This is a genomic window from Dactylosporangium sp. NPDC051087 (assembly GCF_055586325.1).
The window spans coordinates 64,985-91,974 of record NZ_JBVJIJ010000005.1 but is presented as its reverse complement, the minus strand read 5'-3'; the positions used below and the strand labels follow the sequence as shown (position 1 = coordinate 91,974).

At 74.0% G+C, this 26,990-nt stretch carries 19 protein-coding genes; 15 read left to right on the top strand and 4 right to left on the bottom strand.

What is annotated here, in order from left to right; all coding sequences use genetic code 11:
- Positions 1 to 7 precede the first annotated feature (7 nt).
- The 5 genes from ACZ6TV_RS11525 (at position 8) to ACZ6TV_RS11505 (ending at position 4,431) form a co-directional block, all read left to right on the top strand.
- Positions 8 to 2,278, top strand: coding sequence for a sensor histidine kinase (locus ACZ6TV_RS11525; RefSeq protein ID WP_465297080.1), 2,271 nt, complete (start codon positions 8 to 10; stop codon positions 2,276 to 2,278).
- A gap of 15 nt (positions 2,279 to 2,293) precedes the next feature.
- Positions 2,294 to 2,713, top strand: a complete 420-nt coding sequence (locus ACZ6TV_RS11520) for a roadblock/LC7 domain-containing protein (RefSeq protein ID WP_465297079.1) — start codon at positions 2,294 to 2,296, stop codon at positions 2,711 to 2,713.
- Between the two features lie 9 nt (positions 2,714 to 2,722).
- Complete coding sequence (locus ACZ6TV_RS11515; RefSeq protein ID WP_465297078.1) at positions 2,723 to 3,109, top strand: DUF742 domain-containing protein; 387 nt, start codon at positions 2,723 to 2,725, stop codon at positions 3,107 to 3,109.
- Complete coding sequence (locus ACZ6TV_RS11510) at positions 3,090 to 3,668, top strand: GTP-binding protein (protein ID WP_465297077.1); 579 nt, start codon at positions 3,090 to 3,092, stop codon at positions 3,666 to 3,668. Before ACZ6TV_RS11515 ends, ACZ6TV_RS11510 begins: the two co-directional genes overlap by 20 nt.
- Positions 3,669 to 3,789: 121 nt before the next feature.
- On the top strand, positions 3,790 to 4,431 hold the full coding sequence (locus tag ACZ6TV_RS11505) for a VOC family protein (RefSeq protein WP_465297335.1): 642 nt from the start codon (positions 3,790 to 3,792) through the stop codon (positions 4,429 to 4,431).
- A gap of 79 nt (positions 4,432 to 4,510) precedes the next feature.
- Here the strand turns inward: ACZ6TV_RS11505 and ACZ6TV_RS11500 are convergent, their stop codons facing one another.
- Positions 4,511 to 5,659 carry an acyl-CoA dehydrogenase family protein gene (locus ACZ6TV_RS11500; RefSeq protein WP_465297076.1) on the bottom strand — a complete coding sequence of 383 codons (1,149 nt, stop codon included), beginning with the start codon at positions 5,657 to 5,659 and terminating at the stop codon, positions 4,511 to 4,513.
- Positions 5,660 to 5,853: 194 nt separating this feature from the next.
- On the opposite strand from ACZ6TV_RS11500, the gene ACZ6TV_RS11495 reads away from it, so the two are divergent.
- The 3 genes from ACZ6TV_RS11495 to ACZ6TV_RS11485 all read left to right on the top strand — a co-directional run bounded on the left by ACZ6TV_RS11495 (position 5,854) and on the right by ACZ6TV_RS11485 (position 12,988).
- Positions 5,854 to 7,275: a UDP-glucose dehydrogenase family protein gene (locus ACZ6TV_RS11495; protein ID WP_465297075.1), complete on the top strand. Its 1,422-nt coding sequence runs from the start codon at positions 5,854 to 5,856 to the stop codon at positions 7,273 to 7,275.
- 135 nt (positions 7,276 to 7,410) lie between these two features.
- Complete coding sequence (locus tag ACZ6TV_RS11490) at positions 7,411 to 12,630, top strand: SCO7613 C-terminal domain-containing membrane protein (protein WP_465297074.1); 5,220 nt, start codon at positions 7,411 to 7,413, stop codon at positions 12,628 to 12,630.
- A gap of 19 nt (positions 12,631 to 12,649) precedes the next feature.
- Positions 12,650 to 12,988 carry a hypothetical protein gene (locus ACZ6TV_RS11485; RefSeq protein WP_465297073.1) on the top strand — a complete coding sequence of 113 codons (339 nt, stop codon included), beginning with the start codon at positions 12,650 to 12,652 and terminating at the stop codon, positions 12,986 to 12,988.
- Here ACZ6TV_RS11485 and ACZ6TV_RS11480 read toward each other — a convergent pair.
- Complete coding sequence (locus ACZ6TV_RS11480; RefSeq protein WP_465297072.1) at positions 12,985 to 14,649, bottom strand: GDSL-type esterase/lipase family protein; 1,665 nt, start codon at positions 14,647 to 14,649, stop codon at positions 12,985 to 12,987. The genes ACZ6TV_RS11485 and ACZ6TV_RS11480 overlap by 4 nt on opposite strands.
- A gap of 106 nt (positions 14,650 to 14,755) precedes the next feature.
- On the opposite strand from ACZ6TV_RS11480, the gene ACZ6TV_RS11475 reads away from it, so the two are divergent.
- From ACZ6TV_RS11475 to ACZ6TV_RS11450, 6 genes are all read left to right on the top strand, one after another.
- Positions 14,756 to 16,219, top strand: a complete 1,464-nt coding sequence (locus ACZ6TV_RS11475) for a glycoside hydrolase family 76 protein (RefSeq protein ID WP_465297071.1) — start codon at positions 14,756 to 14,758, stop codon at positions 16,217 to 16,219.
- A 51-nt stretch (positions 16,220 to 16,270) separates the two neighbouring features.
- Positions 16,271 to 16,819: an RNA polymerase sigma factor gene (locus ACZ6TV_RS11470; protein WP_465297070.1), complete on the top strand. Its 549-nt coding sequence runs from the start codon at positions 16,271 to 16,273 to the stop codon at positions 16,817 to 16,819.
- A complete protein-coding gene (locus ACZ6TV_RS11465) occupies positions 16,816 to 17,613 on the top strand; it encodes a zf-HC2 domain-containing protein (protein ID WP_465297069.1) in 798 nt (265 codons plus the stop codon). The genes ACZ6TV_RS11470 and ACZ6TV_RS11465 overlap by 4 nt, the downstream gene beginning before the upstream one ends.
- On the top strand, positions 17,610 to 18,488 hold the full coding sequence (locus ACZ6TV_RS11460; RefSeq protein ID WP_465297068.1) for an ABC transporter ATP-binding protein: 879 nt from the start codon (positions 17,610 to 17,612) through the stop codon (positions 18,486 to 18,488). The genes ACZ6TV_RS11465 and ACZ6TV_RS11460 overlap by 4 nt, the downstream gene beginning before the upstream one ends.
- On the top strand, positions 18,485 to 20,071 hold the full coding sequence (locus tag ACZ6TV_RS11455) for a hypothetical protein (RefSeq protein WP_465297067.1): 1,587 nt from the start codon (positions 18,485 to 18,487) through the stop codon (positions 20,069 to 20,071). Before ACZ6TV_RS11460 ends, ACZ6TV_RS11455 begins: the two co-directional genes overlap by 4 nt.
- A gap of 139 nt (positions 20,072 to 20,210) precedes the next feature.
- The gene (locus ACZ6TV_RS11450; protein WP_465297066.1) at positions 20,211 to 20,903 is read left to right on the top strand and encodes a hypothetical protein; all 693 of its coding nucleotides are present in this window, start codon (positions 20,211 to 20,213) and stop codon (positions 20,901 to 20,903) included.
- A 382-nt stretch (positions 20,904 to 21,285) separates the two neighbouring features.
- Here ACZ6TV_RS11450 and ACZ6TV_RS11445 read toward each other — a convergent pair whose 3' ends face one another.
- Together ACZ6TV_RS11445 and ACZ6TV_RS11440 are read right to left on the bottom strand one after the other, a co-directional pair.
- Complete coding sequence (locus ACZ6TV_RS11445; RefSeq protein ID WP_465297065.1) at positions 21,286 to 22,887, bottom strand: ABC-F family ATP-binding cassette domain-containing protein; 1,602 nt, start codon at positions 22,885 to 22,887, stop codon at positions 21,286 to 21,288.
- Positions 22,888 to 23,074: 187 nt separating this feature from the next.
- Positions 23,075 to 26,410, bottom strand: coding sequence for a DNA polymerase III subunit gamma/tau domain-containing protein (locus tag ACZ6TV_RS11440; RefSeq protein WP_465297064.1), 3,336 nt, complete (start codon positions 26,408 to 26,410; stop codon positions 23,075 to 23,077).
- 24 nt (positions 26,411 to 26,434) lie between these two features.
- On the opposite strand from ACZ6TV_RS11440, the gene ACZ6TV_RS11435 reads away from it, so the two are divergent.
- A complete protein-coding gene (locus ACZ6TV_RS11435; protein ID WP_465297063.1) occupies positions 26,435 to 26,935 on the top strand; it encodes an acyl-CoA thioesterase in 501 nt (166 codons plus the stop codon).
- Positions 26,936 to 26,990: the final 55 nt, after the last annotated feature.

Sequence of the window (26,990 nt, the reverse complement as noted above, 5' to 3'; positions counted from 1 at the left end):
GCTTTCGTTGACCGCGCTCTGGGCGTTCGCGGCGTGGGTGACGCTCCGGGAAGGCGTCAACCTCCTGTGGGTCCAGACCTACAACAGCAGGATCTACGACCCGAGCGAGCCGCTGCTGCTGGAGCTGCAGGTCGAGCGGCGCATGTCGACGGTGTACCTCGGCACGGCCGGGGCCGCCCCGCACGGCGACCTCGACGCCCAGCGCAGCAAGGTCGACGGCCTCGCCACCGAGTTCCGCCGCTCCGCTCAGAGCCGCTGGGCCACGCTGGCCGCCGACGCGGAGCTCGAATCCCGCGTCGCCACCGTGCTGAGCAGCCTGGACCAGCTACGGGCCACCCGCACGGCGATCGACTCACGCACGACCGACCGGGCCGCCTCGGCAAGCGCCTACACCGCGGCGATCGAGTCGATCTTCCAGGTGTACTACTCGCTCGGCAAGCTCGACGACCAGGCGATCGCCGACGACACGGTCACCCTGATCCAGCTCAACCAGGTCCGTGAGCTCGTCTCCCAGGAAGACACGTTGCTGGCCGGGGCGCTCGCCGCGAATCGCTTCACCGACGCCGAATACGGACAGCTCACCCAGCTCGTCGGCGCGCACCGGTTCCTCGCCGGCCAGGTCGCGGCGAAGCTGCCCGCCGCTGACAAGGACCGCTACGACGCGATGGCCGGCGGGGCCGAGTTCACCCGGCTCCGCACGATCGAGGACCAGGTCGTCTCCGGTTCCCGCACCAACCTGCGGCTCTCGGTCGACGCTGCCGACTGGAAGGCGACGACCGAGGCGGCGCAGGCACAGATCCTCGACGTGGTCCTCCGCGGCGGCGAATCGGTCGTGCAGCGGGCCACGCCGGTCGCGGTCGGGGTCGTCGTCCGCATGCTCCTCGCCGCCGGTCTCGGCCTCGTCACCGTCATCGCCTCGATCATCGTGTCGGTCACGACGGCCCGGGCGATGCTGCGCCAGTTGGAGCGGCTGCGGGACGCGGCCCGACGCCTCGCCACGGAGCAACTGCCCGGCGTCGTGGCCCGGCTCAGTCGCGGCGAGGTCGTGGACGTCGCCGCCGAGGCACCGCCACTGGAGTTCGGCAACGACGAGATCGGCCAGGTCGGTCACGCGTTCAACGCCGTGCAGGAAACCGCGATCCGCGTGGCGGTGGAGCAGGCCGAGCTGCGCCGCAGTATTCGCGACGTCTTCCTCAGCATCGCTCGCCGGTCCCAATCGCTCATCCACCGCCAGCTCACCCAGCTCGACGGCATGGAGCGGCGCGAGAGCGACACGGTCAAGCTCGACGACCTGTTCCGGGTCGACCACCTCGCCACCCGGATGCGGCGCAATGCGGAAAACCTCATCGTGCTGGCCGGATCGAGCCCGGGCCGTGTCTGGCGGCGCACCGTTCCGATCGTCGACATCATCCGGGGTGCGATCGCCGAGGTCGAGGACTACGCCCGGGTGACCGTCTACCCGGTCGCCCCGGTCGAACTTGCCGGCCGTGCGGTCAGCGACGCCATCCACCTGGTCGCCGAGCTCGTCGAGAACGCACTGTCGTTCTCGCCGCCGCACACCGAGGTGCACATCAAAGGCCAGGTCGTCGGCACCGGCTACGTCCTGGAGGTCGAGGACCGCGGCCTGGGCATCGGCGCGGAGGAGCTCGCCGAGCTCAACGAACGCATCGCGAGCCATCCGGAGTTCACACTGACGAGCGCCGCGCGGCTGGGCCTGTTCGTGGTGAGCCGCCTGGCCGAACGGCACGGTATCCGGGTGCAGCTCAAGGAGTCGGCCTACGGCGGCACCACGGCCGTCGTGCTGATCCCCAAGAGCCTCCTGCACAGCGTCGAGGCGATCGAGGACGGGGCCGGCGGCACGACGGCGACAAACCACCGCGCCGCGGCGACCCGCGGAGCCAACCACCGGGAGGGAACCGTTGAGCCGTTGCAGGCCAGTGCCCACACCTCCGTCGCGCTCGCCGAGGCGCCGCCCCTGCCCGAACTCGCAGCCCTCCGCCCGGTGACCGCCGCGCAGCCGGACCCGAGGACGGCACCCACCCCCGTCGCCGACAGCTCGTTCACACCCTCCGGGCTGCCGGTCCGGGTGCGGCAGACCAGTATCGCCGCGCCGCTGCGGGACGAGTCGCCCGACCCCCAGCCGTTCGAGCCGGCGATGCCCGCCACCGACCCGGAGCAGGTCCGCAGCCGTATCTCGTCGTACCAGGACGGGACCCGCCGGGGCCGTGCCGACCTTCCACGGCACGCCGCCGACGATTCCGAACAGCCCGAGGCCTGACGTAAGGGGACACCCGTGGTACCGAACAGCACGGCCAACGCCGACCTGACCTGGCTGCTGGACGACTTCGTCACCCGCATCGACCACGCGCGGCACTCGATCGTGCTGTCTGTCGACGGCCTGCTCAAGGCGTCGTCGCGCGCGCTCGGCCAGGACGACGCCGAGCATCTCTGCGCGATCGCGGCGGGCATCCAGAGCCTCGCCCGCGCCGCCGGCAAACGGTTCGACGGCGGCCCGTTGCAGCAGACGATCGTCGAGATGCAGCGATCGTCGCTGCTCGTGACCGCCGCCGGGGACGGTTCATGCCTGGCCGTGCTCGCCAGCGAGGACGCCGATCTGGGCCTCCTCGCCTATGAGATGGCGATGCTGGTGACGCGTACCGGGAAGTACCTCGGCTCGCCGCCCCGGCAAGACGAGCCGGCTGGGGAGGCGTGACGCGATCCGATGACCACCCACGACGAGCCGATGAAGGATCAGTGGATCGACGACCACGCCGGCCCGGTCGTCCGGCCCTACGCGATGACCCGCGGACGAACGCAGCCGAAGCGCGGCACGTTCGACCGCATCGCGCTGGTAACGGCCACAGTGACGACCGCGACGCCCGACGTCGGCATGGAGCCGGAGCACCTGGACATCGTCCGGATGTGCCAGTGGCCGCTGTCGGTGGCAGAGCTGGCCGCACATCTCGACCTGCCGCTCGGGACCGTCCGGGTCATGCTCGGCGACCTGCTCGACCGGCGGCTCGTGCAAGTACGTGAACCCCACCCAGCCGGGACACGTCCCGACACGGACATCATCGAGGCGGCGATCAATGGCCTACGGGCACTCTGACGGCGTTCCCACCGCGATCAAGATTCTGATCGCGGGCGGGTTCGGCGCGGGCAAGACGACGATGGTCGGCGCCGTCAGCGAGACCGGCCCCCTACGCACCGAAGAGGTCCTCACCGAGACCGGTGCGGGCATCGACAGCCTCACAGGTGTGGAGGGCAAGTCCACCACGACGGTGGCGCTCGACTTCGGCCGGATCACCATCAACGAACAGTTGGTGCTGTACCTGTTCGGCACCCCAGGCCAGGACCGCTTCTGGTTCATCTGGGACGAGCTCGCGCTCGGCGCGACCGGCGCGGTGGTCCTCGCCGACACCCGGCGCCTCGCCGACTGCTTCCCGTCCATCGACTACTTCGAGCGACGCGGCACGCCGTTCATCATCGCCGTGAACTGCTTCGAAGGCGCCCGGCAGTACGACCTCGACGAGCTCAACCAGGCCCTGAACCTCGAGTCCGACGTGCCGATCGTCTTATGTGACGCCCGTCAGCGGCAGTCCGGCAAGGACGTCCTCGTCACCTTGCTCCAGCACGTGGCCGGCGCCCGTCCCCCTGTGCCCGCCTGACCTGCCCCGCTATGCTCACTGACACCGGTGCCGGCTGCTCGCGTTCGCCGGCTCGGATCTCAGACCCGGTGTCCGGTGACCTTGGACGCGGGGAACGACCGGAAAGCATCTCGTCACCCACCTGCGGCACGTCGACATCGCCATGCCCGACCTCGACGCGCAGCTCACCTTCTACCGCGACCTGTGGGGCCTCACCGAGGTCGCCGCCGACACCGGTGTGCACTTCCTGGCCGCCGAGGGCTCACCCGAGCAGTACATCCTGCGGCTGCGGCGGGACGAGCTCAAGCGGCTGGACCTGGTGGCGTTCGGCGCGGCCAGCATCGCCGACGTCGACACCCTCGCCGCGAAGCTCATCGCGGAAGGCGTGCGCATCGTCCGCGAACCCGGCCCCCTGGACACCCCCGGCGGCGGGTACGGCGTCCGGTTCTTTGACGTCGACGGGCGGGTCGTCGAGGTGTCGGCGGAGGTCGGCACCCGCACCCACCGCAAGATCGAGGCGCGCGAGTCGATCCCGGTCCGGCTCTCCCACGTGGTGATCAACTCCCCGTCACCCCAGGTCACGGTCGACTGGTACGTCAAGCATCTCGACTTCTGGGTGTCCGACACGCTCTACCTCCGCAAGGGCGAGCAGGCCACGGGCAACGAGCCGCTGGTCGCCCGCACGGTGCGGCTCGCCCGCGCGCTCGACCGCCCGATCGCCTCGGTCGCTGAAGCTGAGGCGCTGCTGAATCTGCCCGTACGACGAGACGTGAGCGCGCCGTAGAGACCGGTTCTGCGGTCGGAACAGTGACCACGTGATGACGTGGTCACTGTTCGTATGGCGGCGGCGAGAAGCTGCCGTTTCAGCCGTTGAGGAGCTGGCGGGCCATGACGATGCGCTGGACCTGGTTGGTGCCCTCGTAGATCTGGGTGATTTTCGCGTCGCGCATCATGCGTTCGAGGGGGAAGTCCTTGGTGTAGCCGTAGCCGCCGAGGAGCTGGACGGCGTCGGTGGTGATCTGCATCGCGGCGTCGGAGGCGAAGCACTTCGCGGCCGCGCCGAAGTAGGTGAGGTCCTTGTCGCCGCGCTCGGACTTGCCGGCGGCGGCGTAGGTGAGCTGGCGGGCGGCCTCGAGCTTCATGCCCATGTCGGCGAGCATGAACTGGATGCCCTGGAAGTCGGCGATGGCCTTGCCGAACTGCTTGCGCTCCTGGACGTAGCCGAGGGCGAAGTCCAGCGCGCCCTGGGCGATGCCGAGGGCCTGGGCGGCGATCGTGACCCGGGTGTGGTCCAGGGTCTTCATGGCGGTGCCGAAGCCGGTGCCCGGCTCGCCGATGATGCGGTCCGCGGGGATGCGGACGTTGTCGAGATACACCTCGCGGGTCGGGGAGCCCTTGATGCCGAGCTTCTTCTCCGGCGCGCCGAAGCTGACGCCGGCGTCGGACTTCTCGACCACGAAGGCGGAGATGCCGCGGGAGCGGGCGGCCGGGTCGGTGACGGCGAACACGGTGTAGTACTCGCTGACGCCGGCGTTGGTGATCCAGCGCTTGACGCCGTTGAGCACCCAGGTGTCGCCGTCGAGGACGGCGCGGGTCTTCATGCCGGCGGCGTCGCTGCCCGCGTCGGGCTCGGACAGGCAGTAGGAGAACATGGCGTCGCCGGAGGCGACCGCCGGGAGGTAGCGCTGCTTGATGGCGGCCGAGCCGGACAGCAGCAGCGGCATGGTGCCGAGCTTGTTGACGGCGGGGATCAGCGACGAGGACGCGCAGGCGCGGGCGACCTCCTCGATGACGATGGCGGTCGCGAGGGCGTCCGCGCCGGCGCCGCCGTATTCCTCGGGGATGTGCGGGGCGTGGAAGTCGGCGGCACGCAGCGCGTCGTAGGAAGCCTGCGGGAACTCGCCCAGCTCGTCGGCCGCGGCGGCGTTCGGCGCGACCTTGCCGTCACAGACAGCGCGCACCGCCTCGCGGATCGCGAGGTGCTCCTCAGGCAGTTGGTAGACCTCGAACACGCCGCCCCCTCGAAGAAATCCCTGAACCGTCGTTCAGGGAGTGAGCATACCGATGAGTAACCAAGGAGCCGAAGGCGCGGTCGCCGGTGAGGGACTACTCTCGCCGGAGCAACGTCGGCAACACCCAGCCCTATACGCCACAAATGTCCGCTATGCGGGTGTTTATGGAAACGGGAAAGAGCGGAGACACAGGCGTGACCATCGCGTACCCGAGCACCCCACCCGTAGTAGCCGCGCCCTCTGGCGCACCACGCCCGCGGCTGACATTCCTCGGCACCGGCTATCTTGGCGCGACCTACGCCATCTGCTTCGCCGAACTGGGCTACGAGGTGCTCGGCTTCGACGTCGACGAGGCGAAGATCGCCAAGCTGGCCGGCGGCGACGTGCCGATCCACGAGCCCGGCCTCGACGAGCTGCTCCGCAAGAACCTGTCGGCCGGCCGGCTGCGCTTCACGACCTCCTGGGAGGAGGTCGCCGAGTTCGGCGACGTGCACTTCATCTGCGTCGGCACCCCGCAGCGCCCCGACGGCATGGCCGCCGACCTCTCCCACGTCGAGAGCGCTGTGACCAATCTCGCGCCGCTGCTCAAGCGCAAGGCGCTGATCGCCGGCAAGTCGACCGTCCCGGTCGGCACCGCCGAGTGGATCGAGCAGCTCGTGCGCCGCCACACCCCGGCCGAGCTGGGCGTCGAGGTCGCTTGGAGCCCCGAGTTCCTGCAGGAGGGCGTCGCCGTCGAGGACGTGCTGCGGCCCAACCGGATCATCTTCGGCGTGAAGAGCGAGTGGGCGACCGGCATGCTCTACGCCGCCCACAAGGGCGTGTTCGACCTGGCGCTCACCGAGGACCGCGAGGTCCCGGTCGTGGTCACCGACTTCGCGACCGCCGAGCTGGTCAAGGTCGCCGCCAACGCGTTCCTCGCCACCAAGATCTCGTTCATCAACGCGATGGCCGAGGTCTGCGAGGCGGCCGGCGCCGACGTGACGCAGCTCGCCCGCTCGATCGGCTATGACGCCCGCATCGGCAACAAGTTCCTGCGCGCCGGCGTCGGCTTCGGCGGCGGCTGCCTGCCCAAGGACATCCGCGCGTTCCAGGCCCGCGCCCAGGAGCTCGGCGTCGGCGAGGCGCTGCGGTTCCTGCACGAGGTCGACCTGATCAACCAGCGCCGCCGGCAGAAGATCGTCCAGCTGTCCGCCGAGCTGCTCGGCCGCGGCTACGGCCCGGCCGGCCCGGACCTGGCCGGCACCCGGATCACCGTCCTCGGCGCCACCTTCAAGCCCAACTCCGACGACGTGCGCGACTCGCCGGCGCTGTCGGTGGTGCGCAAGCTGTCCCGCTCCGGCGCCGACGTCACCGTGTACGACCCGGAGGGCATGGACAACGCCCGTAACGACGTCGACGACGTGACCTACGCCAAGACCCTCACCGACGCCGTGACCGGCGCCGACCTGGTCTGTGTGCTGACGGAGTGGGAAGAGTTCCGCAACACCGACCCCAACTCGCTCAACGAGCTCGTCGCGGCCCGCCGGGTCATCGACGGGCGAAACTGTCTCGACCAGAACGTCTGGGTCGCGGCGGGCTGGGAGTACCGGGGCATGGGCAAGCCGACCGTCGCTTAAACGCCGGAATCTCCCGAACGGGCGCATCGCTTTCGCGACACGTCGAAACAAGGCATTCTTCCCAGTAGGGCGTGAACAGCCGGGGGTGGCCGCACGCGCGGTCACCCCCGGCTGCGGCCCGGGGGGAGGAGTCGCGTGGAGACGTATCCGTGCCCGGCGTGCGGTGGCCCGGCCAGTGAGGCCACCGGATGCCGCGATTGCGGCCGCCCGCACGATCCCGACGCCGCCGCGCTCGCCCTGTTCCAGCGCACCGTCGCGGCGCTGGAACAGAAGAAACGCGACCTGACCGACGACAACCAGAAGCTGCGCCGGCAGCTCGCGCACGCCTCCGCGCAGCGCGACTCGCTGCGCCGCAAGGTCCGCCAGGCGGTCGACCACGAGCAGCAGGCCGGCCGCGCCCGGCGGCCCCGGCTCGGGCGCGGGCCGAAGGTCGAGAGCACCCCGCCGGTCGCCCGGCAGGCCCCGCAGCGCCCGGCGGCGCCGGAGCCGGAGGTGTATTCGCCGCGCGCGCCCCAGACCGTGCCCCATGCGATGCCCCAGGCAGGGGGGACGCGGGCGCCGGAGCGCCCCAGGATCGCGGCCCTGCCGCAGATGCGCCGGCCACCGGGCGGCACCGGCCCGAGCCCCCAGGCCGACGAGCCGGAGGCGACCACCTCCAGCATGCAGGCCTCGGTCCTGGCGCTCGGCGGCCTGCTCCTCGCCGGCGCCGCGATCGTCCTCACCACCGACGCGTTCGGCACCATCGGCACCGTCGGCCGGGTGGTCCTCCTCGCGCTGATCACCGCCGGCGCGCTCGCGCTGCCGCTGATGCTGGTCCGCCGCGGGCTCACCGCCACCGCAGAGACCGTCGCGTCGGTCGCGCTGCTGCTCGTCCTGCTCGACGGCTACGTGCTGCGCTCCGAGGGGCTGCTCGGCGTCGACCGGCTCGAGATCAGCCTGTACATGGGCGTCGTCTGCGCCGCGACCGCCGGCATCGCCGCCGTGTACAGCATGCAGAGCCACCTCATCGCGTCGCGGTACGCCACCCTCCTCGCGCTGCAGCCGGTCCTGCCGCTGCTCGCCTTCGACACGATCCGCGGGCCCGCCGGGTGGTCCCTGGCGCTGTCCGGCGTGGCGTTGATCAACCTCGGTTTCGGCGTCGCCCTCGGCCAGTCCGTGCGCCGCCGCGTCGAGCAGCGTGCGGCGGATCCCGCTGTACAGCCGGATCCGCCGCAGCACGAGCCGCACACCGTGCAGACCGACCGCTTCGCCGACGCGCTGATGCGGGACGCTGCCTGGCTGCTGTTCGCGATCACCTTCGTCGTGGCGCTGCTGTGCGCCGCCGCCGCGCTCGCCACCACCGAGGCCCTCGGCGAGACCGTCCGCGCCGCCGCGGTCACGCTCGTCGCCGCCGCCATCGGCGTCGCCGGGGCCCTGTCCTGGCGGCGCGGCGCCCTGCCCGACATCGCGGCCGGGATCGCCACGGTCGCCGTCATCGCCGCGGTCGCGCGGGTCGGCGCCGTCGCGTTCCCCGGCTCCACGCTGCTCTTTCTCGCCCTCGCCGTGGCGCTCGCCGCGGCCGGCGTGCCGTTCCTGCCGGGCGACGCCCGCCGCGGCCCCCGCTACGCCGTCTCCGTCGCGGTCGCCGCCACCACGCTGCTGCTCGTCGTCACCGTCCTGCCCGCGCTCGCCGCGCCGCTGGAGGCGGCGTGGCCGGTGTGGGAGGCGGACCTCGCGGCGTACCGCGCGGACGTCGACGCCGCCGTCGGCGCCAACGGCTGGCAGTCCGTGCTGGCGGTCCTGCTGCTGACCGCCGCCGGTGTCCTCATGCTCAGCGGCCGCACCGAGCCCGTCGACGTGCCGCTCGGCGGCGCGTCCTGGCCGGGTGCGCGGCTCGGCGGGATGTTCGGCCGGCGGCCCGCCGAGGTCCGCCCGCCGGCGGGCCCGCCGCCCGGACTGTGGCCCGGACCGCTGGGCGGTGCGCAGAGCGGGCCGCCCACCGGCGTCTGGGACGACCCCCGGCCGGAGTCCCCGCCCACCCCCCGGCCCGTCGCCGATGTGGACCGGCCGCGCGAGGCCCGGGACGGCGCGTTCGTCACCGTCCCGCCGCCGGAGCGCTTCCGTCCCGACGTCGCCGTCATCGGCGCCGCCCTGACGCTGCTCATCGCGCCCGCCGCGTTCGGCCTGACCTGGCTGGCGATCCCGGCCCTCGCGGTGTCCGGCGCGGTCATCGCGGGCGCCCTCGCCATGCGGGTCCGCCAGGCCCACACCGCCTGGGTGTGCCTCGGCGCCGCCTTGATCCTCGGCCTCTACGCGGCCGCCGCCAGCCTCGCCCGGCCGTCGGCGACCGCGCTGACGCTGCTGGTCATCGCGGTCGCCGGCGCCGCCATCGCGCTGCTGCCCAGGCCGCACCGCACCGACGCGGAGGGGGAGTACGTCACCCGCCGGGTGTCCGACGCCGGCGCCGGCGGTGCCCTCTTCGCCCTGCCGGGCGCCGCCGCGTCCGGTGCCGCGATCCTCTTCGGCGGCCTGCCCGGCGGCGCGACCGTCGTGCTGGTCATGAGCTTCCTCGCGCTCGCCGTGACGCTGGGGTACGCGGCGATCACGCAGGTCGCCCGGGGCACGCAGAGCCCGCCGCTGCTGATCGGCGCGACCGCCGGTGCCGTCGCGGTCGGCATCGCCGTGCTGCGCGCGGGCGGCGCCACCACGATCGACCTGGTCATCGGCCTGCTCATGGTGATCGCCGCGGCGATGCTGTGGCTGGCGCCGCGGATGGACGACCGGCAGACGTTCGGCATTGAGTTCACCGGCGCCGACGCCGCGGCCGCCGCCGTGACGATCGCCGGGATCGGCGCCGTGGCCAGGGCCGTGTCCCTCGCGTCCGACGGCATCGAGGTCGTGACGCTCGCGCTGCTGGTGTTCGCGGTCGCGGTCGCCGCCCGGACCCTGCCCGACGAGTGGCGCCGCGGCCCGGTCGCCGGCGCCGCCACCGTCGGCGTGTGCACCGGGCTGTACGCCGGCACCATGTCCGTCATCGGTGCCGTCGGGGTGATCCGCGCCGCCGACCCGCCGTGGCGGGCCGTCCTCGACGACCGCTGGCTCGCCAACGCCCAGCAGCTGGCGACGTACGGCTGGCAGGTGCCGATCGCCCTACTGCTGCTCGCCGGGGCCGCCGCGATCGCGCTGCCGCAGCCGTTCGGCGACGACACCGCCTCCGCGGCGGCCGCCCTCGCCGCCATCGGCGCCCCCGTCGGGCTCGGCCTCGGCTGGCAGGCGCCGATGGTCGTCGGCTGGATCGCCGCGACCGGGATCGCCGCCTGGGCCGCGACCGCGAAGAGCTGGCGCGCCGCCTACACCCGGCTCGGCGCCGCCCTGATCGCCGGCATGTTCGCCGCGAGCGCGAGCCTCGTGCGGCCCGGCGCGACCGCCGGCACCCTCGTCGCGCTCGCGATCAGCGGCGTCTTCATCGCCGGGTTCGCGTACTCCACCGCAGCCCGCCGCGGCAACCCGCTCGACGGGCCGCTCACGTTCGTCGGCGGGTGCGGGGTCGCCGCCGCGCTGTTCGCCTTCGCGGGCGCCGCCGCGGCCGCCGCGGGCGGGCTGCACCCGGACCGCGTCAGCACCGTCCTCATCGCCGCCCTCGCGACCAGCGCCGCCGGGCTCGCCGCCGCCGCGACCGGCGCCCAACAGTTCCCCGGGTACCTGCCGTACGTGACCGTCGGCGTCGCGGGCGGCGCGACCACCACCGCCGTCGCGGCCCTGATCGTGGAGCGGGACGGCGCGGTCGTCCACGCCGCCGCCGCGGCGCTGCTCGGGGTCCTCGCCGAGCTGTTGCGGGCCACCTGGCAGCGCAACGTCGAGTGGGTCCCGGCGGCCGGGTTCCGCCCCGACAACACCGGGCCGTCCGCCGGCCGCTGGCGGCAGGTCAGGGCACCCCGCGGCTACACCCTCGGGGTGGCGGCGGCGGCGGGCCTGCCGGCGCTCATCGTCGTCGTGTTCGTCGCGCCACCCGTCTACGCCGCGCTCGTGGGACCGTACAAGTGGATCCAGCAACCGTGGACGGGCACCGCGCAGACCGCGTCGGACCTCGGTGACCTGGCCCGTTTCGCGGGCAGCGGCACCCACGTGCTCGCCGCGACGCTGCTGACGATCGCCGGCGCGCTGATGGCCGTCGGCCTCGGCGGCTCGGGGCAGGCGGTGGCCGGTCGCGCGGTCGCGATCGTCGTGCCCAGCGCCGCGCTGACGATGCTCATCGCTCCGGCCGCGCTGCACGCGCCGTGGCCGTGGCAGCCGACGGCGGCGCTGCTGGTCGCCACGATCGCCGGGCTCGGGCTGGCGCTGACCGTCCCGCCGGAGGCCGACAGCTCCGACGGCCGGATGCTGATCAGCGCCCGGCGGCTCGTCTTCGTCATCGCCGTCCTCGCCGCCGGGGCCGGCGGCGCGGGCAGCCTCGCCACCAAGCAGCAGACCCTGACCTGGCTCGGCGGCTCGATCGTCGTCGGCGCGGTCGCCGGCATCTGGGGCCGCACCCCGAACGGGCGCATGCTCGGCTGGCACGTCGCCGCCTCGACCGCGCAGGGCTTCGCCCTCGCCGCCGGGCTCGCCGCCGGCCTGCCGCTGCGCCAGTGCGCGTTCCCGCTGCTGATCGTCGCGACGCTGCTGCTGGTGCTCGGCGCGGCGCTGCCCCGGCTGCGGCCCAGCAACAGCATCAACCGGGAGGCGATGACCGTCGAGGCCGCGGGCTACGCCGGCGCGGTCGTCGCGGTGCTGCTCACCCTCGGCTCCGCCGCGCACACCGCGGCGGCACTCACCGCACTCGGCGCGGTCCTCGGCCTGTCCGCCGCCCGGAAGGGCCGCAGCGGGCAGCAGCGGGTGATCCTCATCATCGCCGCGTCCGTCGCCGAGCTGATCGCGATCTGGCTGCTGCTCATCACGGTCAAGGTGGCCGTGATCGAGGCGTACACGCTGCCGTTCGCGGTGCTCGCGCTCATCACCGGCCTGCTGGAGATCCGCCGCCGGCCGGAGCTGGGCAGCTGGCTCGCCTACGGCCCGGCGCTCGTCGCGGGCTTCGCGCCGAGCCTCGCCCTGGCGATCGCCAACGAGGACTCCCCGCAGCTGCGCCGGGTCCTGCTGATCCTCGGCGGGGTCATCACCGTCGCGATCGGCGCGGCCCGCCAGCAGAAGGCGCCGGTCGCGGTCGGCTCCGCGGTGACGGTCATCGCCACCGTCAACGAGCTGCTGCGCATCGGCCTGCCCGTCTGGATGCTCCTGCTCCTCTTCGGCGGCACCGGCCTGCTCCTGATCACCCTCGGCGCCACGTACGAGCAGCGCCAGCGCCTCGACCGGCTGCGCGGCGTGTACCGGGGGATGCGCTGAACAGGTAACATCGATGCGCGTGAGTGCGGAGATGGTGTGTGACGAGCGTGACTTCGCCTACACGGTCCATGTGGCGGGCTGCGGCGAGCTGCGCCGCGCCGGCCGGCTGCGGGCCTGGCGCGAGGATGACGGCGGGCTGCTGGTCCTGCTGACGGTCCACGGATCCAGCCTGGAGGACGAGTCCGGGGTCGTCGCCGACCAGGTGCGGCTGCGGTTCATCGGCGAGCGGGTGGACGTCATAGCCGGCGAGCCCGGGGTCGCCTACCTGCGCTCGGTCGGCGGCACCCGGTGGGTCGCCCTGGACCCCCGGGTGCTCGCCGACCGGCTCGGACCCTCCTTCGTCGACGACGCCGGCTAGGCGCCCTCGACCTCCAGCTCGTAGATCCGGGTGGCGGGGTCGGTCGTCTGCGTCGGGGTGGTGACGACGAGGCGCACGTAGCGGGCGGTCACCGGGGTGATCCGGTGGCTGGTGACGCCGTCGGTGTTGGCCGTGACGGTCACCGCGGTCGTCCACGTCGTGCCGTCGCCGCTCACCTGGATGGTGAACGCGCGGGTGTTCAGCGCCTGCGCCTCGCCGCCCGATGAGGCGTGCCGGACCACGAACCGGCGCACCGTCCGGGCGGCGCCGAGGTCGGCCTGCAGGGTGGCGCCGGCGGTGCCGCTGCACCACTTGCTGTTGCCGGTGACGACGCCGTCGGTGGCCTTCGCGGCGGCCTCGGCGGCGACGCAGGGTGCGCTGCCGGTGACGGTCGCGCCGCGGGTGAGGTTCGCGCCCGGGTAGGCGCCGCCCTCGTCGGTGATCGCGATGTCGTCGACGTACCCGCGGAAGACCCCGGTGCCGGTCGGGCGGTCGAAGCCGACGTCGACGCGGGTGACGGTGCGGCCGGCGAGCGCGCCGAGATTGACCCGGACCAGGTTCCACTGGTTGACGACCAGGTGACCGCCCTCGCCCTGGAACTGCGGGTGGGCGCGGACGCCGTACTGGTCCACCGCGCCGGAGTCACGCAGCGCCGAGCCGTCGCTGAACTGCAGGTCGACCCCGACGAACGTGCCGGTCGCCTGCTGCGGGTAGATCCAGTAGGACAGCACGCTGGACGCGCCGAGCGGCAGATCCGTGGCGAAGATCCGCTGGTAGGAGTAGGACTGGGTGGCGGAGGCGTCGTTGCCGGAGTACATCAGCGCGGAGCTGCCGCTGCGGGCCTGTTCGGCGCGCGGGGACGACTCCATCGCCGTCAGCGCGCAGCAGTAGCCGCCGACGCCGATCGCCGCTCCGGCGCTGTCCAGCCAGGTCGGGGCGGTGTCGCTCGCCTCGAACGGCGCCCGCAGCAGCGGCCAGTCGCGCCCGTCGCCGAGGACCGGCTCCAGGGCCGTGTACCAGCGCACGGCCATCTTCGCGTAGCCGGCGTCGTTCGGGTGCAGCGTGTCGTTGAGGTCCGACGCGGCCAGTGTCGACAGGTCGACGAGTTTGACCCTGGTACCGCGGGAGCTCACGAGACCGGGGATCGTGGCGTTGAAGGCGTTGATCCTGGCCTGGATCGTGGCGTCGAGCGCCGGCACGATCTTCGCGACGAGCACGGTGGCGGTGGGGCGGGCCGCGAGGATCTGGTCGATGAGCGAGCCGAGCCGCTGCGGCGCCGTGCTCACCTGGTAGTTCTGGTTCATGTCGTTGGTGCCGATGTGCAGCAGGACGACATCGGGCTGGTAGGTGGCGAGCCAGCCGTTGACGTCGGCGGCGATCTGCTCGATGCGCCAGCCGGAGTGGCCCTCGTTGTCCGTGTCGGGCAGCGAGCCGGACTGCTGGGAGCCGACGAAGTCGATGTTGTAGCCCGCGTTTCCGACGAGGCGGTTGTACAGCGGTGCCCGGTAGCTGGAGGCGGACGGGCTGCCGGCGCCCCAGGTGATCGAGTCGCCGAGCGGCATGACCTTGATCGGCCGGGTGGTCACGGCGGCCTGTACGGGTGCCGCGACCGCGGCTATGCAACTCACCAGCACGGCGGCGAGCACGAGGATCCGGCGCATGCGGGGACTCCTAGACATTGACGGGTGTGGCGAGTCTGTCGGCGTGATCCGGTTGTGTCAAGAGTTGACAGAACTGATCGGGTAGGGGATCGTCGATGAAAACCGGATGGCGGTCCGGGCCCTGCTCCCCGCTGCCCGGGAGGCCGCCGTGCGCCTGCTCGTCATCCCCGCCCTGGTCCTGGCCGCCGTGGTGGTCGCGCCCGCATCCGCCGAAGCCGCCACCGTGGTGTGCAACCGCTACTGCGACGGCCGCGACGCCGCGCTCGCGCCCGCCGACCGGCAGACGGTCAGCAGCACCCTGTACGGGCGCCGCTTCACCATGCATCTCAACGACACCGACGCGATGGCGTGGGCGAGCGTCGACGGCGGCAAGGCCGGCGACGAGGTCTGGATGGACCGCTCCTTCGACGGCGGTCGCACCTGGGTCGACAGCCGCATCGGCTTCGGCACCGTGCCGGCCGGGGCCACCGGGAGACGGACCGCGCAGTTCAACGTCGACCACTGGGCGGCCAACGGGGTCGGGGCGCTGCGCGCCTGCGGCAAGGCCGGCGACCGGCCCGAGCTGACCTGCACCGCGTGGACCCGCAGCACGTGGAACGCGTGGGACCGGCGGACCGCCGCGGCCACCAACCTCATGATGCAGTACAACCTCGGCACCGGACTGTTCGGCAACAACGACTGGTGGACCTCGGCGAACGCGCTCACCGCCGTCATCGACAACAGCCGGCGCTCGGGGATGGGCAGTTACCGGTACGCCATCGCCAACACCTACGACAAGCAGGTCAACGCGAAGCTCGGGCAGTTCCGCAACGAGTACCTCGACGACACCGGCTGGTGGGCGCTCGCCTGGGTCGCCGCGTACGACGCGACGGGGGACGGCCGCTACCTGAACACCGCGCGGGCCGGCGCCGACCACATGTACGCCTACTGGGACACCCGGTGCGGCGGCGGGGTCTGGTGGAAGACGGACCGGCTGGTGAAGAACGCGATCGAGAACAGCCTGTACATCCAGCTGAACGCGGCGCTGTCGGCACGGATCCCGGGCGACACGGTGTACCGCGGGCGGGCGGTGGCCGGCTGGTCGTGGTTCCAGAGCACCGGGATGCTCAACGGCTCCAACCTCGTCAACGACGGGATCAGCCTGAGCACCTGCCGCAACAACGGATCCGTGACCTGGACGTACAACCAGGGTGTGCTGATGAACGCGCTGGTGCAGCTGAACCGGCTGACGGGAGACGCCGCCGCCCTGGCCACGGCGCGGCGCATCGGCGACGCGATGGTCTCCAGCGGCTACCTCTCGCCCGGCGGGATCCTGCGCGAGCCCAACGAGAGCAACACCTGCTCCGGTGACGGGGTGTCGTTCAAGGGGGCGGCGGTACGCGGCCTGGGCGTGCTGAACTCCGCCGCAGGCGGTGTGTTTTCCGGTTTTCTGCAGCGCAACGCGGACAGCGCCTTCGCTCTCGACCGGGACTCCCTGGACGGATACGGCAGCCACTGGGCCGGGCCGCGGGTCGCCACCAACCACAGCTGCCAGCACAGCGCGGTGGATCTGCTCAATGCCGCTCCGTAGTTTTTGTCTTTGGCTGTGAACCGATCGGGCGGTTCGATCCGATGATGGGGTGTGAGGGTTCGTTCTGATGCTGATCTCCTCGCCCTGACCGCCACCGGCGACAGGGCGGCGTTCGAGGAGTTCTATCGGCGGCACGCCGTCTGGTTGCGATTGCGGCTGCGGTATCGCTGCGCCGACGAGTCGCTCGTGGACGACGTGGTCCAGGAGACGTTCCTGGAGCTGTGGCACGGGGGCGCCGCGCGGTATCGCGACGAGGGCGACGTCGCGGGCTGGCTGTGGCGGATCGGCTCGCGGCGGCTCGTCGACGCGCTGCGCCGCACCAGCGCCCGGGACCGGCTCGGCCGCCTCCTCGCCCGGCTGCGCGGCCGCGACGAGCCCTCCATGCCTTCGGCGGAGGACCAGGTGCTGCTCGGTGTCGAGCACGGCGACATCGCCGGCGCCCTCGCCCGCCTCTCCCCGCAGCTGCGGGCCGTCATCCAGGCCACCGTCCTGGACGGGCTCACCACCGCCGAGGCGGCGGTCCTGCTCGGCATCCCGCCCGGCACGGTCAAGACACGGGCGCTGCGGGCCCGTAAGCAACTGCGGCAGGAGCTGGCATGAGCGGCTGGCATCTCCAGGATTCCGACCTGCACGCATACATCGGCGGCGGGCTCGCCGGGCCGCTGCTCTGGTCGGTGGAGTCGCACCTCGGCGCCTGCGCGGCGTGCCGCGACCGGCTCACCGCCCAGGCCGACCCCGGGCCCGTCGACGACGGCTGGGCCCGGCTCGACGCCTCACTGGACGCGCCGGTGCCGGGGCCGGTCGAGCGGCTCCTGCTGCTGCTCCGCGTGCCCGACCACACCGCCAGGCTGCTCGCCGCGACCCCGGCGCTGCGCCTGTCGTGGCTCGTCGCGATCACCCTGACCCTCGCGATGACGGCCACGATCGCGCGGCTGGCCGATCCGATCGTGTTCCTCGCCGCCGCGCCGCTGCTGCCGCTGCTCGGCGTGGCGGTGTCGTTCGGGCCCGGCATCGACCCCACCTATGAGATGGCGCTCGTCGCGCCGCTCCAGTCCTTCCGGCTGCTCCTGCTGCGCTGCGCCGCCGTCGTCTCCGCCAACACCGTGCTCTGCGCGCTCGCCAGCCTCACGCTGCCCGCCGCAGAGTTCGGCGCCGCCGGCTGGTTCCTGCCGTCGCTCGCGCTGACCGTCCTCACACTGCTGCTCGCCCCGCGGTTCGGGACGGTCCCCGCGGCCGTCGCGGTCGGCGTCGGCTGGACCGCCCTCGTCGGTGCCGCCGCCGGCGCCCTCTTCACCGCCGCGGGCCAGGCCGGCACCGCCCTCGCCGTCGCCGTCGCCGCCGTGCTCCTCGCCCGGCGGGCGGCCACCTTCGACACCACCAGGAGGCTTCGATGAGCCATGAGGCGACCAAGTCCGGCACCACCGTCGCCGTGCACGCCGAAGGACTGACCCTGCGCTATGGGCGCAAGGTCGCCCTCGACGGCGTCACGCTCACCCTCGGCCCCGGCGTCACCGGGCTCCTCGGCCCCAACGGCGCCGGCAAGACCACCCTCCTGCGGATCCTCGCCACCGCCCTCACCCCCGACGCCGGCTCGCTGCGCGTCCTCGGCCACGACCCGCTCACCGGCCCCGGGCGGCTCGCCGTCCGCCGCCGCCTCGGCTATCTGCCACAGGACCCGGGCTTCCACCGCGGCTTCACCGCCTTCGAGTTCGTCGACTACGTCGCGATCCTCAAGGAGCTGACCCACCGCGGCGACCGGCACGCCGAGGTCCGCCGCGTCCTCGCCGCCGTCGGCCTCGACGACCAGCGCCGCACCCGCATCCGCGCCCTGTCCGGCGGCATGCGGCAGCGGGTCGCCCTCGCCGCCGCCCTCGTCGGCGACCCCGACCTGCTCGTCCTCGACGAGCCGACCGTCGGCCTCGACCCGCAGCAGCGGATGCGCTTCCGCGAGCTCTTCGCCGACCTCGGCGAGGACCGCGCCGTGCTGCTGTCCACCCATCAGACCGAGGACGTCATGTCCCTGTGCCGGGAGGTCGTCGTCATCGATCAGGGCACCGTCCGCTTCGCCGGCGCCCCCACCGACCTGGCCGCCCTCGCCGACGGCCGGGTCTGGACCAGCGCCGCCCGCGAGCCCGGCGCCCTCGCCTCCTGGCGCACCGGCACCGGCCTGCACCGCCACGTCGGCGACCCGCCGCCCGGCGCGGAGCTGCTCCAGCCCACCATCGAGGACGGATACCTCATGCTCGTCGACGTCAGCGGTGCGTCATGACGACCACGCTCGCCGCTCCTTCGCCCGCCCAGATGTCGCCGCGCCGGGCCATGACGGCCCTGGCCCGCGTGGAGGCGACCCGCTTCGCCCGGCACCCGCTGACGGTCGCCGCCCTGCTGCTCTTCGTCTCCCCGTGGATCTACGACGCGGTCACCGGCACCACCGACCGCTATCCGGTGCTCCACGACAAGGCCGTCGGCATGCAACTGCTCGGCGTCTTCGTCCTCGGCGGCGGCGCCCTCGTCGTCGCCAACCTCAACGCGCTGCGCGCCCACCGCCACCACACCGACGCGCTCTACTCGGTCCTCGTCCTGCCCGCACAGTGGCGCACCGCGGCGTTCCTGCTCGCCCCGCTGCCCTATGCCGCCGGCGTGCTCGTGCTGGTCGCGGCCCGCATCGGCGTCATCTCCCTGCTGCCCGGCGCGGCCGGCCACGCCGACCCGGCCGAGCTCGTCACGACCCCGCTCCTCGTGATCCTCTTCGCCGCCGCCGGTGTCCTGCTGGCGGCCCTGATCCGGTCCGTCGTCGTCGCGCCCCTGGCGATGTTCGCGTTCGCCGTGGCCGCCTTCACCGTCCTGGTCGCCGCCGCCGACGGCAACGCCGCGGTGCGCCTGCTCCTGCCCGTGATCTTCGGCGACCCACCCTTCGCGCTGCCGTCAGACCTCGTCGACCGCCCGTCGCTGCGCCACCTCGCCTACCTGGCCGGCCTCGCGGCCCTCGCCGCCGTCGCCGCCCTCGCCCGCTCGGGCGCCCGCGGCCGCCCCGTCCTCGCCGCCGCGGTGCTCGCGGTGGCGCTCACCGCGGGCGCCGGCGCCGCCCAGTTCCGCTCCGACGACGCCCTGCACCGCGCCGCCGTCACCGCCACCGAAGACCCGGCGTCCCAGCAGACCTGCCACCGCCGCGGCGACGTCACCTACTGCGCCTTCGACGACTTCACCGCCTGGATTCCCGCCTGGGAGCAGGTGCTGCAAGGCGTCCGCCGCGCCGTCCCCACCGTCTCCGGCCCACCCCTCGCCGTCCGCCAGCGCGTCTGGGCCGCCGGCTACCCGACCGGCAGCTCCGTCACCATCGACCTGACCACCGAGACCGCCCGCAACGCCGACTGGTCGGCCGCCGCGGCCGCCGCCGGCACCCCCGCCGCGATCCCCGTCGCCACCTCCTGGGGCGACGAGACCTCCGAGGCCACCTTCGCCGCCGCCGTCGCCCTGCGCCTGCTGACCGGCAGCGCCTTCCCCACCGACATGGGCGGCGTCTGCGGCGCCCGCGGCGCCCTGCTCATCTGGCTGGTCGGCCAGGCCACCCCGGCCACCGCGAAGGGTCTGCGCCGCCTCGACGACACGAGCTCCGGCGCCCTCTCCTTCATGGACCCCACCACCTTCGCCGGCATCTCCGTCCCCGACCGCGACGCCGCCCCCGCCCTCGCCGTCCTGCGCAATCCCCCCGCCTCGACCGGCGCCGTGCTCACCGCCCACTGGCAGGAGCTGACCGACCCCGCCACTCCGGCGGACCGCTTCGCGGCCCTGCTGGGCGTGCCCATCGCCCCGGAGCCCCCACTCGAGGAGCGCCACGCATGCGCCGCCTGACCCGACCCCCCGCAGCCCGCGGCCCTGCTCCCACGGCGCATCACGCTGCTGTCCATGCGTGCGGTCCCGCCTCCGGCGCACGCCGGTCCGCCTCCGGCGCGCGCCGGTTCGCTCCGGCCGGTCGAGGAAGCGACCTCACATGAGCCGTCTCGCCCTCGTCCCACCGACACTGCGGGCGATCGGTCGTGGCCCGGTCCTCGGCGCGATGGCCACCGGCCTCGTCATCGTCGCCGTCCCCGCGGCGATGACGGTTACACTCAGCCCCGACAACCTCGCCGTGTTGCTCCGGCTGGGCATGGCCTGCGCCGCAGTCGGCCTCGCGTTCCTGTTCGACGACCCCGCGAAACCGACCACCACGACCCTCCCCGCCCCAGCCTGGCACGCCCCCACGATCCGTGCCCTCACCGCCGCCACGGCCATGACCGCGTGGTCCGCCGCCGCGTTCGCCATCACCCTCACCGGCGCGGAGGGCGACATCGGCGCCCGCCTGCCCCTGCGCGCCCTGTCCCTCGAAGCGGCCGCCATCGCCGCCATCGCCATCGCCGCCGCCGTCCTCGCCTGGCGCCTGACCGCACGCGGCCTCGCCAGCCCCGCCGCGGCGCCCGCCTTCCTCGCCGTCTTCGCCGCTCTCGCCTTCGCGCCGCGGCGGTTCGCGGTGTTCGTCAGCGTTGCGAGCCCCGACTGGAACGCCGCCCACCAACGCCTCGCCGCACTGCTCGCCACCTGCCTCGTCGTGGCCGCTGCCGCGGCCGTCCTGCACCCCGCCCGCCGCTCACCCACCAGCCGTCTCACCACCCCACCCACCGACCGCCCCCGCAGCCCTGCCCGCTGAGCGGACCGGCCGCTCCCGCACTCCCGCCCGTGGGCCGACGCGACGTGCGGGCAGCGGTGAACAAGCCAACCGTCCTGCGAGGCGCCCGACCCACCGCCCGACCCACCCGCCCGACCCACCCGCCCGGCCGAGCCGCCGGCCGAGCCGGCCGAGCCGCTGTCGGGCTCGCCGACCCCCACCTCAGCCGGGGCGGGTGCGGGACGACGGGACAACCGGTCGCGGTGCGCCATCGTTCGGCGCTGTCACTCGGCCGGGGTCCGCGACGCCGGCACGCGTTCGCCAAGCTGAGGTGGCGATCATGTCGCGGGTGCCGTCCTGCGAACACGCGACGATCCGCGCCATGGTCCTGCGCGACAGCCGCACCCGACCGCGGGATCTCCCGTCAGGCGGCGGTGACGTGGCCGGCGGAGACCTCCCAGCGGTGGTCGAAGCCGACGTTGCGAGCGAAGTACGCGTCGTGCGTGATCATGACCATGGTGCCGTGGTACGCCCGCAGCGCCTCCTCGACGACGTCGATGGCTTCGAAGTCGAGGTAGTTGGTGGGCTCGTCGAGGAAGAGGATCTGGGCGCCGGTGTTCACGATGACGGCGAGCAGCAGGCGCCGCAGCTCACCGGCGCTGAGGTCGCGCAGGCGGCGGTCCCATTCGTCGGGGCCGAACAGGTGCGCCTCGAGCAGGGTTTCGGCGTCGTCGACGTACACCGGGACCCGGGAACGGAAGAAGCTCAGCACTGTGCGGTCGTCGCCGCGCAGATGGTCGTGGGTCTGGGGGAGGACGGCGACGTCGGCGCCGGTGCTGACGGTGCCCGCGTCGAGGGGGAGCCGGCCGGACAGCGCGCGCAGCAGGATCGTCTTGCCCGCGCCGTTGGCGCCGGTGACCAGGATGCGGCCGCGGACGTCCAGGTCGACGCCGTCGAGGACCCGCCGCGCGCCGAGCTTGACCGTGAGACCGCGGGCGGCCAGGACCGACGCGTCGTCCGGCACCGACGGGAACGCGAGGGTGAGCGGCGGGCGGGTGGCCGGCTCCGCGATCCAGCGTGCGGAGGTCAGCTGGCGGGTCAGCCGGCGCTCGCGGGCCTTGGCCTTCTTGGCGACCTTCTTCGCGTAGCGGCGGATCTTGTCGGAGCCGAGCCCTGACCGTACGGTCTCCTCGACGCCACGGGCCTGGTCCTTGGTGCTGGCGATGTCGGCCTCCAGGCGCCGGCGGAACTTCTCCTGGGCCTCGTGGTCCAGCAGGAGCTTCTGCCAGCGGCGGGTCTTCTCCGCGCGGTAGTTGGTGTAGCCGCCCTCGTACCACTGCGGCGTCGTGTGGATCCCGTCGAGCTCGACGATCCGGGTCACCGTCCGGTCCAGGAACGCCCTGTCGTGCGTGACGACCAGGACGGCGCCGCGGAAGCCCGCGAGGAACCGGCCGAGCCACGCGGTGCCGGCGGCGTCGAGATGGTTCGTCGGCTCGTCGAGGATGAGGACGTCGGGGGTCGCGAGCAGCACCTTGGCGAGCATCAGCCGGGCCTGCTCGCCGCCGCTGACGTCGCGCAGCGGCAGGTCGTCGGGCAGGTGCGCGATGTCGAGCCGCTCCCGCACCTCGGCCCGCCGCTGCGGCGCCGCCCAGCCTTCCAGGGCCAGCCAGCGCTCCTGGACCCGCCCGTACTCGTCGAGGAGCGCGGGCTCGTCCGCCAGCCGCGCCTCGAGCGCGCGCATCCGCCGGGCGAGCCGGTCGGCCTCGCCGTCGCTCAGGAACGCGAGCACCGAAAGATCAGGATGGTGTACCTGCTGAGCGAAGTACCCGATCCTGCGCCCAGGCGCGAGCGCGACATGCCCGCCGGTCGGCTTCTCCGCACCGGTCAGCAGCCGCAGCAGCGTGGTCTTCCCGGCGCCGTTGGGCCCGACGAGCCCGAGCCGGTCACCGGCGTTCAGGGTGAGATCGACGCCCTCGAACAGCAGCTCGGCGTCGTAATGCTTGGACAGGGCGACAGCGCGTAGCAAGGTGGCCTCGCAGCGGGAGTGTGAGCGGACGGGAACACGGCCCGGCCGGTCTCCCGGTCAGGCGTTCGGCACGTCCTGCGCATCACACCCCGCCATCTTCCCCCGGCAGGCCCGACGCCGCCACGGATTTTCCGCCGGTACGGCGAAAGGGCCGCCCCCTCGCAGGTGGCGGCCCTTTCGGCGTGGTTCAGCCGCGGTCGCGCGGCGGTGCGGACCACGGCGACGTCGGCGGCTCGTCGTCGCCCCCGTCCCCTTCCCCGCCCGCGGCCGCCCGCTCGGCGGCGAGCCGGTCGAGCTCCGCCTGCGCGTTGGCCCGCCGCTCCGCCTCACCGCGCGCGAACGCGGCCCGGCGCTCCGCCTGCTCCGCGGCGCTCGGCGCGCCCAGGCGGGTGGTCACGTCGGGGTCGACAGGCCCGATCCGGGTCGTCGCCTGCTGGTCCGCGCCCGGCTCCTGGACGGGGTCGGTGGCCCGCATCGGCATGAACCGGGTCGTCGCCTCGTCGCCGCCGACCATCGGGTGCTCACCGGTCTCGCTCTGCGCCGCGTGCCGGGGCCGCGTCGGACGACCGGGGTGCAGCGCCTCGGTCTCCTCCTCGCGTACGCCCCGCCGCCCGGCACTGAACCCGTCGAACGAGGGCCCCGCCAGGATCGACGTCTCCCGCACCACCTCGGACCGCGCCGCCCGCGACGGCAACGCCCCGCCACCCCCGGCGACCGGCGGCGGTTCGGTGGCGGGCTGGGCGGCACTGGGCCGCCCATACCTGGTCTGCGGAATGTCCGTGGGGGGCGCGACCGATTCGGACGCCGGACGCAGGTTGCCGCCGCCGCCACCGTACGGCGCGGGCGGCGTCGACGGCGCCGTGAACGGCCGGGTCGGCAACTCGTCGCCCGCCTCCTGCGAGACGGCCTGCCCAGCGAGCCCGGCAGGCGCCCCGGACCACGGCGTGTTCCCCGCTGTCGCGTCACCACCGGCCACCCCGGCCGCCCGCAACGGCGGCGCGGAAGCAGGCCCACCGGCAGACGGTGCCGACGCGGGCCCACCTACGGGCGGTGCCGACGCGGGCCCACCTGCGGGCGGCGCGGAGGCGGGGCCACCTGCGGGCGGCGCGGAGGCGGGGCCACCTGCGGGCGGCGCCGAAGCGGGACCCGCGAACTGGGGCGTCGCCGCAGGCTGCCCGAACTGCGCTGCCGGCGGCGCAGACGCAGGCCCACCCGCGGGCGGTGCGGACGCGGGCCCGCTGAACTGCGGCGCCGACGCTGCGGTCGATGCCTGACCGAACTGTGGCGCAGGCGGTGCGGAGGCGGGCCCACCCGCGGGCGGCGCCGACGTGGGTCCACCTGCGGGCGGCGCGGACGCGGGCCCGCTGAACTGCGGCGTCGACGCTGCGGTCGATGCCTGCCCGAACTGCGGCGCAGGCGGTGCGGAGGCGGGCCCACCCGCGGGCGGCGCCGACGTGGGTCCACCTGCGGGCGGCGCGGAGGCGGGCCCGGCGAACTGCGCGGCCGACGGTGCCTGCCCGAACTGCGGCGCGGGCGGTGCAGACGCAGGACCGGCGGGCGGCGCGGACGCGGGCCCGCTGAACTGCGGCGCCGACGGAGCTGACGCGGGCTGCCCGAACTGCGGCGCGGACGCGGGTCCGGCAGGCGGCGCGGACGCGGGGCCGGCGAACTGCGGCGACGCGGGTCCCGGAGCAGGCTGGCCGGCCTGGCCGAACTGCGCGGGCGGCGCCGACGCAGGACCCGACGCGGGCGGCGCGGAGGCCGGTCCGGTCGAAGGCGGCGCGAACGGCGCGGGCGCTGCCAACGGAGCAGGCGGTGCGGACGCGGGCCCGGCTGCCGGGGCGAACGGCGGCGCCGACGCGGGTCCGGAAGCCGGTGGTGCGAACGGTGCCGCCGCGGCCCCGGACGCCGGCGGGAACGGCGGCGCGGACGCGGGCCCGGACGCGGGTGGCGTGGACGCGGGCTGGCCGAACTGCGGCGCGGGTGGCGCCGACGCAGGGCGAGGTGCGCCGGGCGGTGCGAACGGCGGGGCCTGCGCGGCTCCGGCGGCTGCCCTGAACTGGGTCGTCGAGCCCTGACCAGGTGCACCACCGGGCGGATACGGCCCGGGCGGCGTCCCAGGAGCCGCCGGCGCGGGCGGTCCTCCCCGCCCACCGAGCGACGGCGGGAACGGCCCCGGCGGCGGCGTCGGCGCGGCGCCCCCGGAAGCGGCGGGCGGCTGCGCACCGGAGACCGGCGCCGCGGGCGGCTGCGCACCGGAGACCGGCGCCGCGGGGGACTGCCCGCCGAACGCCTGCCCGGCCGGCGGCTGCGCGCCGTATGAAGGTGCGCCTGACGCCGGAGCGGCCGTCGGCTGCGCGCCGTAGGACGGCGCACCAGAGGCGGGTGCCGCGGGCGGCTGGGCGCCGAACGGCTGGCCGGCCGGCGGCTGTGCGGATGCCGGCGCGACAAAAGGCCGAGCGACAGGTGGCTGTCCACCGGGCGGCTGGGGCTGCGCGGTCGAGGGCCGGGGCGCCGCGGGCTGGGCGGCGGTCGAGTCAGGGGTCAGCCACGCGGGGCCCGCGGCGGCACCGCCCGGAGCCGACACCTGTGCCGGACCGCCCTGCTGACCGGGGCGCACGCCGGCCGGTGGCTGAGCGCCGAACTGCCCGGCAGGCCCGCCCCCGGGCTGCCCGGGCGGCGGGAACGACCCGGCGGGCGGGGACGAGACCGGCGGCGTCGCGGCACCGGCCGCGAACGACCCCGGCGCGCCCGAGCCCGGCTTCGTGAAGGGCCCCGGCGGTGAGGAAACGGGCGGTGCGGAGGCCGGCGGTGCGGAGGCCGGGCCGCCGGCGGGAGCGGGCGGCGCAGACGTGGAGCGGGCCGCCGGCACCGGCTGGGTGGCGTCGGTCGGCAGGCCCTGGCTGCCGTACGGGGGAAGGACCGAGGTCGAGCCGCCACCCTGGTAAGGCGGCAGGACCGACGTCGCGCCCGCGGACGGGAACTCGGCGGTCTGCGGGGCGCGGGTGGCGAACTGCGGCGGCGCCGTCGGGCCCTGGCCGAGCGGGAACTCGTGCGGGTCGAGGGGTTCGCCGCCGGTGACGACGACCGGGGTCGCCGCGGGCCAGGCGCGCCAGCGCTTGACGCTCGCGGCGGCGACCAGCAGGGCGAGGCCCAGGACGGCGGTGGTGCCGTTGACGATCGGCAGCTGCAGGTTGATCTCGAGGCCGGCGAGCTTGTAGTCGGCGGGCAGGCCGTCGAGGGCGCCGAGCGGGTCGATGAAGAGGCTCACGTAGAGGCCGAGCAGCGCCAGACCGGCGACGATCGGGCCGACGGGGGAGATGCGCAAGGTGGCGATCAGGCCGATGAGGAGGCCGGCGCCGAGGAGGTATGCGGCGGGTGCGATGAGGTCGACGCTGTCGAAGGCGCCGCGCTCCACCCACTTCGCCACCGTTACGGTGGATTTCTGCTGGCCGAGGGCGATCAGCAGCCACGCGATCGGGGCGATCAACATCCCCGCGATCAGGCTTCCCACGTGTCGCATGGTTCGCACCGTACCGTCTGTCCCATGAAGGAGCACACCGGCCGACCGACCGCCTATTCGAGGGTCACGCTGAGCCGGATCATGACCGCCGTCGACGTGAATCTCTATGGCACGGTCCATGGTGGCGTGATCATGAAGTTCGTCGATGACGTGGCGGGCGCGGCCGCGGCGCGGCACGCGGGCGGGACGGCGGTGACGGCGTCGATCGACGAGATCCTGTTCCTGGAGCCGTTGCGCGTCGGGGATCTCGTCCACGCGTACGCGCAGGTGAACTGGACCGGTTCGACGTCCATGGAGGTCGGGGTCCGGCTCGTCGCGCAGCGGTGGGACGAGGTCGCGGACCCGGTGGTCGTGGCGACCGCGTATCTCGTGTTCGTGGCGGTCGACGCGGACGGCAAGCCGCACCCGGTGCCGCCGGTCGTGCCCGACTCGCCGGAGAACGAGGGGCGGTGGCGGGAGGCGGAGATCCGCCGCGAGCACCGCCTGGCCCGCCGGGAAGCGATCCAGAAGCACCGGCAGAAATAGCGGGGAACACGGCGGCACCGTCCGGACAAGAAGAGGTGTGGACCCGGAAGGCAAC

Coding starts and splice junctions, on each gene's coding strand:
- ACZ6TV_RS11510 (WP_465297077.1), top strand. CDS start 3,090: ATGGCCTACGGGCACTCTGACGGCGTTCCCACCGCGATCAAGATTCTG.
- ACZ6TV_RS11480 (WP_465297072.1), bottom strand. CDS start 14,649: ATGCGCCGGATCCTCGTGCTCGCCGCCGTGCTGGTGAGTTGCATAGCC.
- ACZ6TV_RS11455 (WP_465297067.1), top strand. CDS start 18,485: ATGACGACCACGCTCGCCGCTCCTTCGCCCGCCCAGATGTCGCCGCGC.
- ACZ6TV_RS11450 (WP_465297066.1), top strand. CDS start 20,211: ATGAGCCGTCTCGCCCTCGTCCCACCGACACTGCGGGCGATCGGTCGT.
- ACZ6TV_RS11440 (WP_465297064.1), bottom strand. CDS start 26,410: ATGCGACACGTGGGAAGCCTGATCGCGGGGATGTTGATCGCCCCGATC.
- ACZ6TV_RS11475 (WP_465297071.1), top strand. CDS start 14,756: ATGGCGGTCCGGGCCCTGCTCCCCGCTGCCCGGGAGGCCGCCGTGCGC.
- ACZ6TV_RS11435 (WP_465297063.1), top strand. CDS start 26,435: ATGAAGGAGCACACCGGCCGACCGACCGCCTATTCGAGGGTCACGCTG.
- ACZ6TV_RS11460 (WP_465297068.1), top strand. CDS start 17,610: ATGAGCCATGAGGCGACCAAGTCCGGCACCACCGTCGCCGTGCACGCC.
- ACZ6TV_RS11515 (WP_465297078.1), top strand. CDS start 2,723: ATGACCACCCACGACGAGCCGATGAAGGATCAGTGGATCGACGACCAC.
- ACZ6TV_RS11465 (WP_465297069.1), top strand. CDS start 16,816: ATGAGCGGCTGGCATCTCCAGGATTCCGACCTGCACGCATACATCGGC.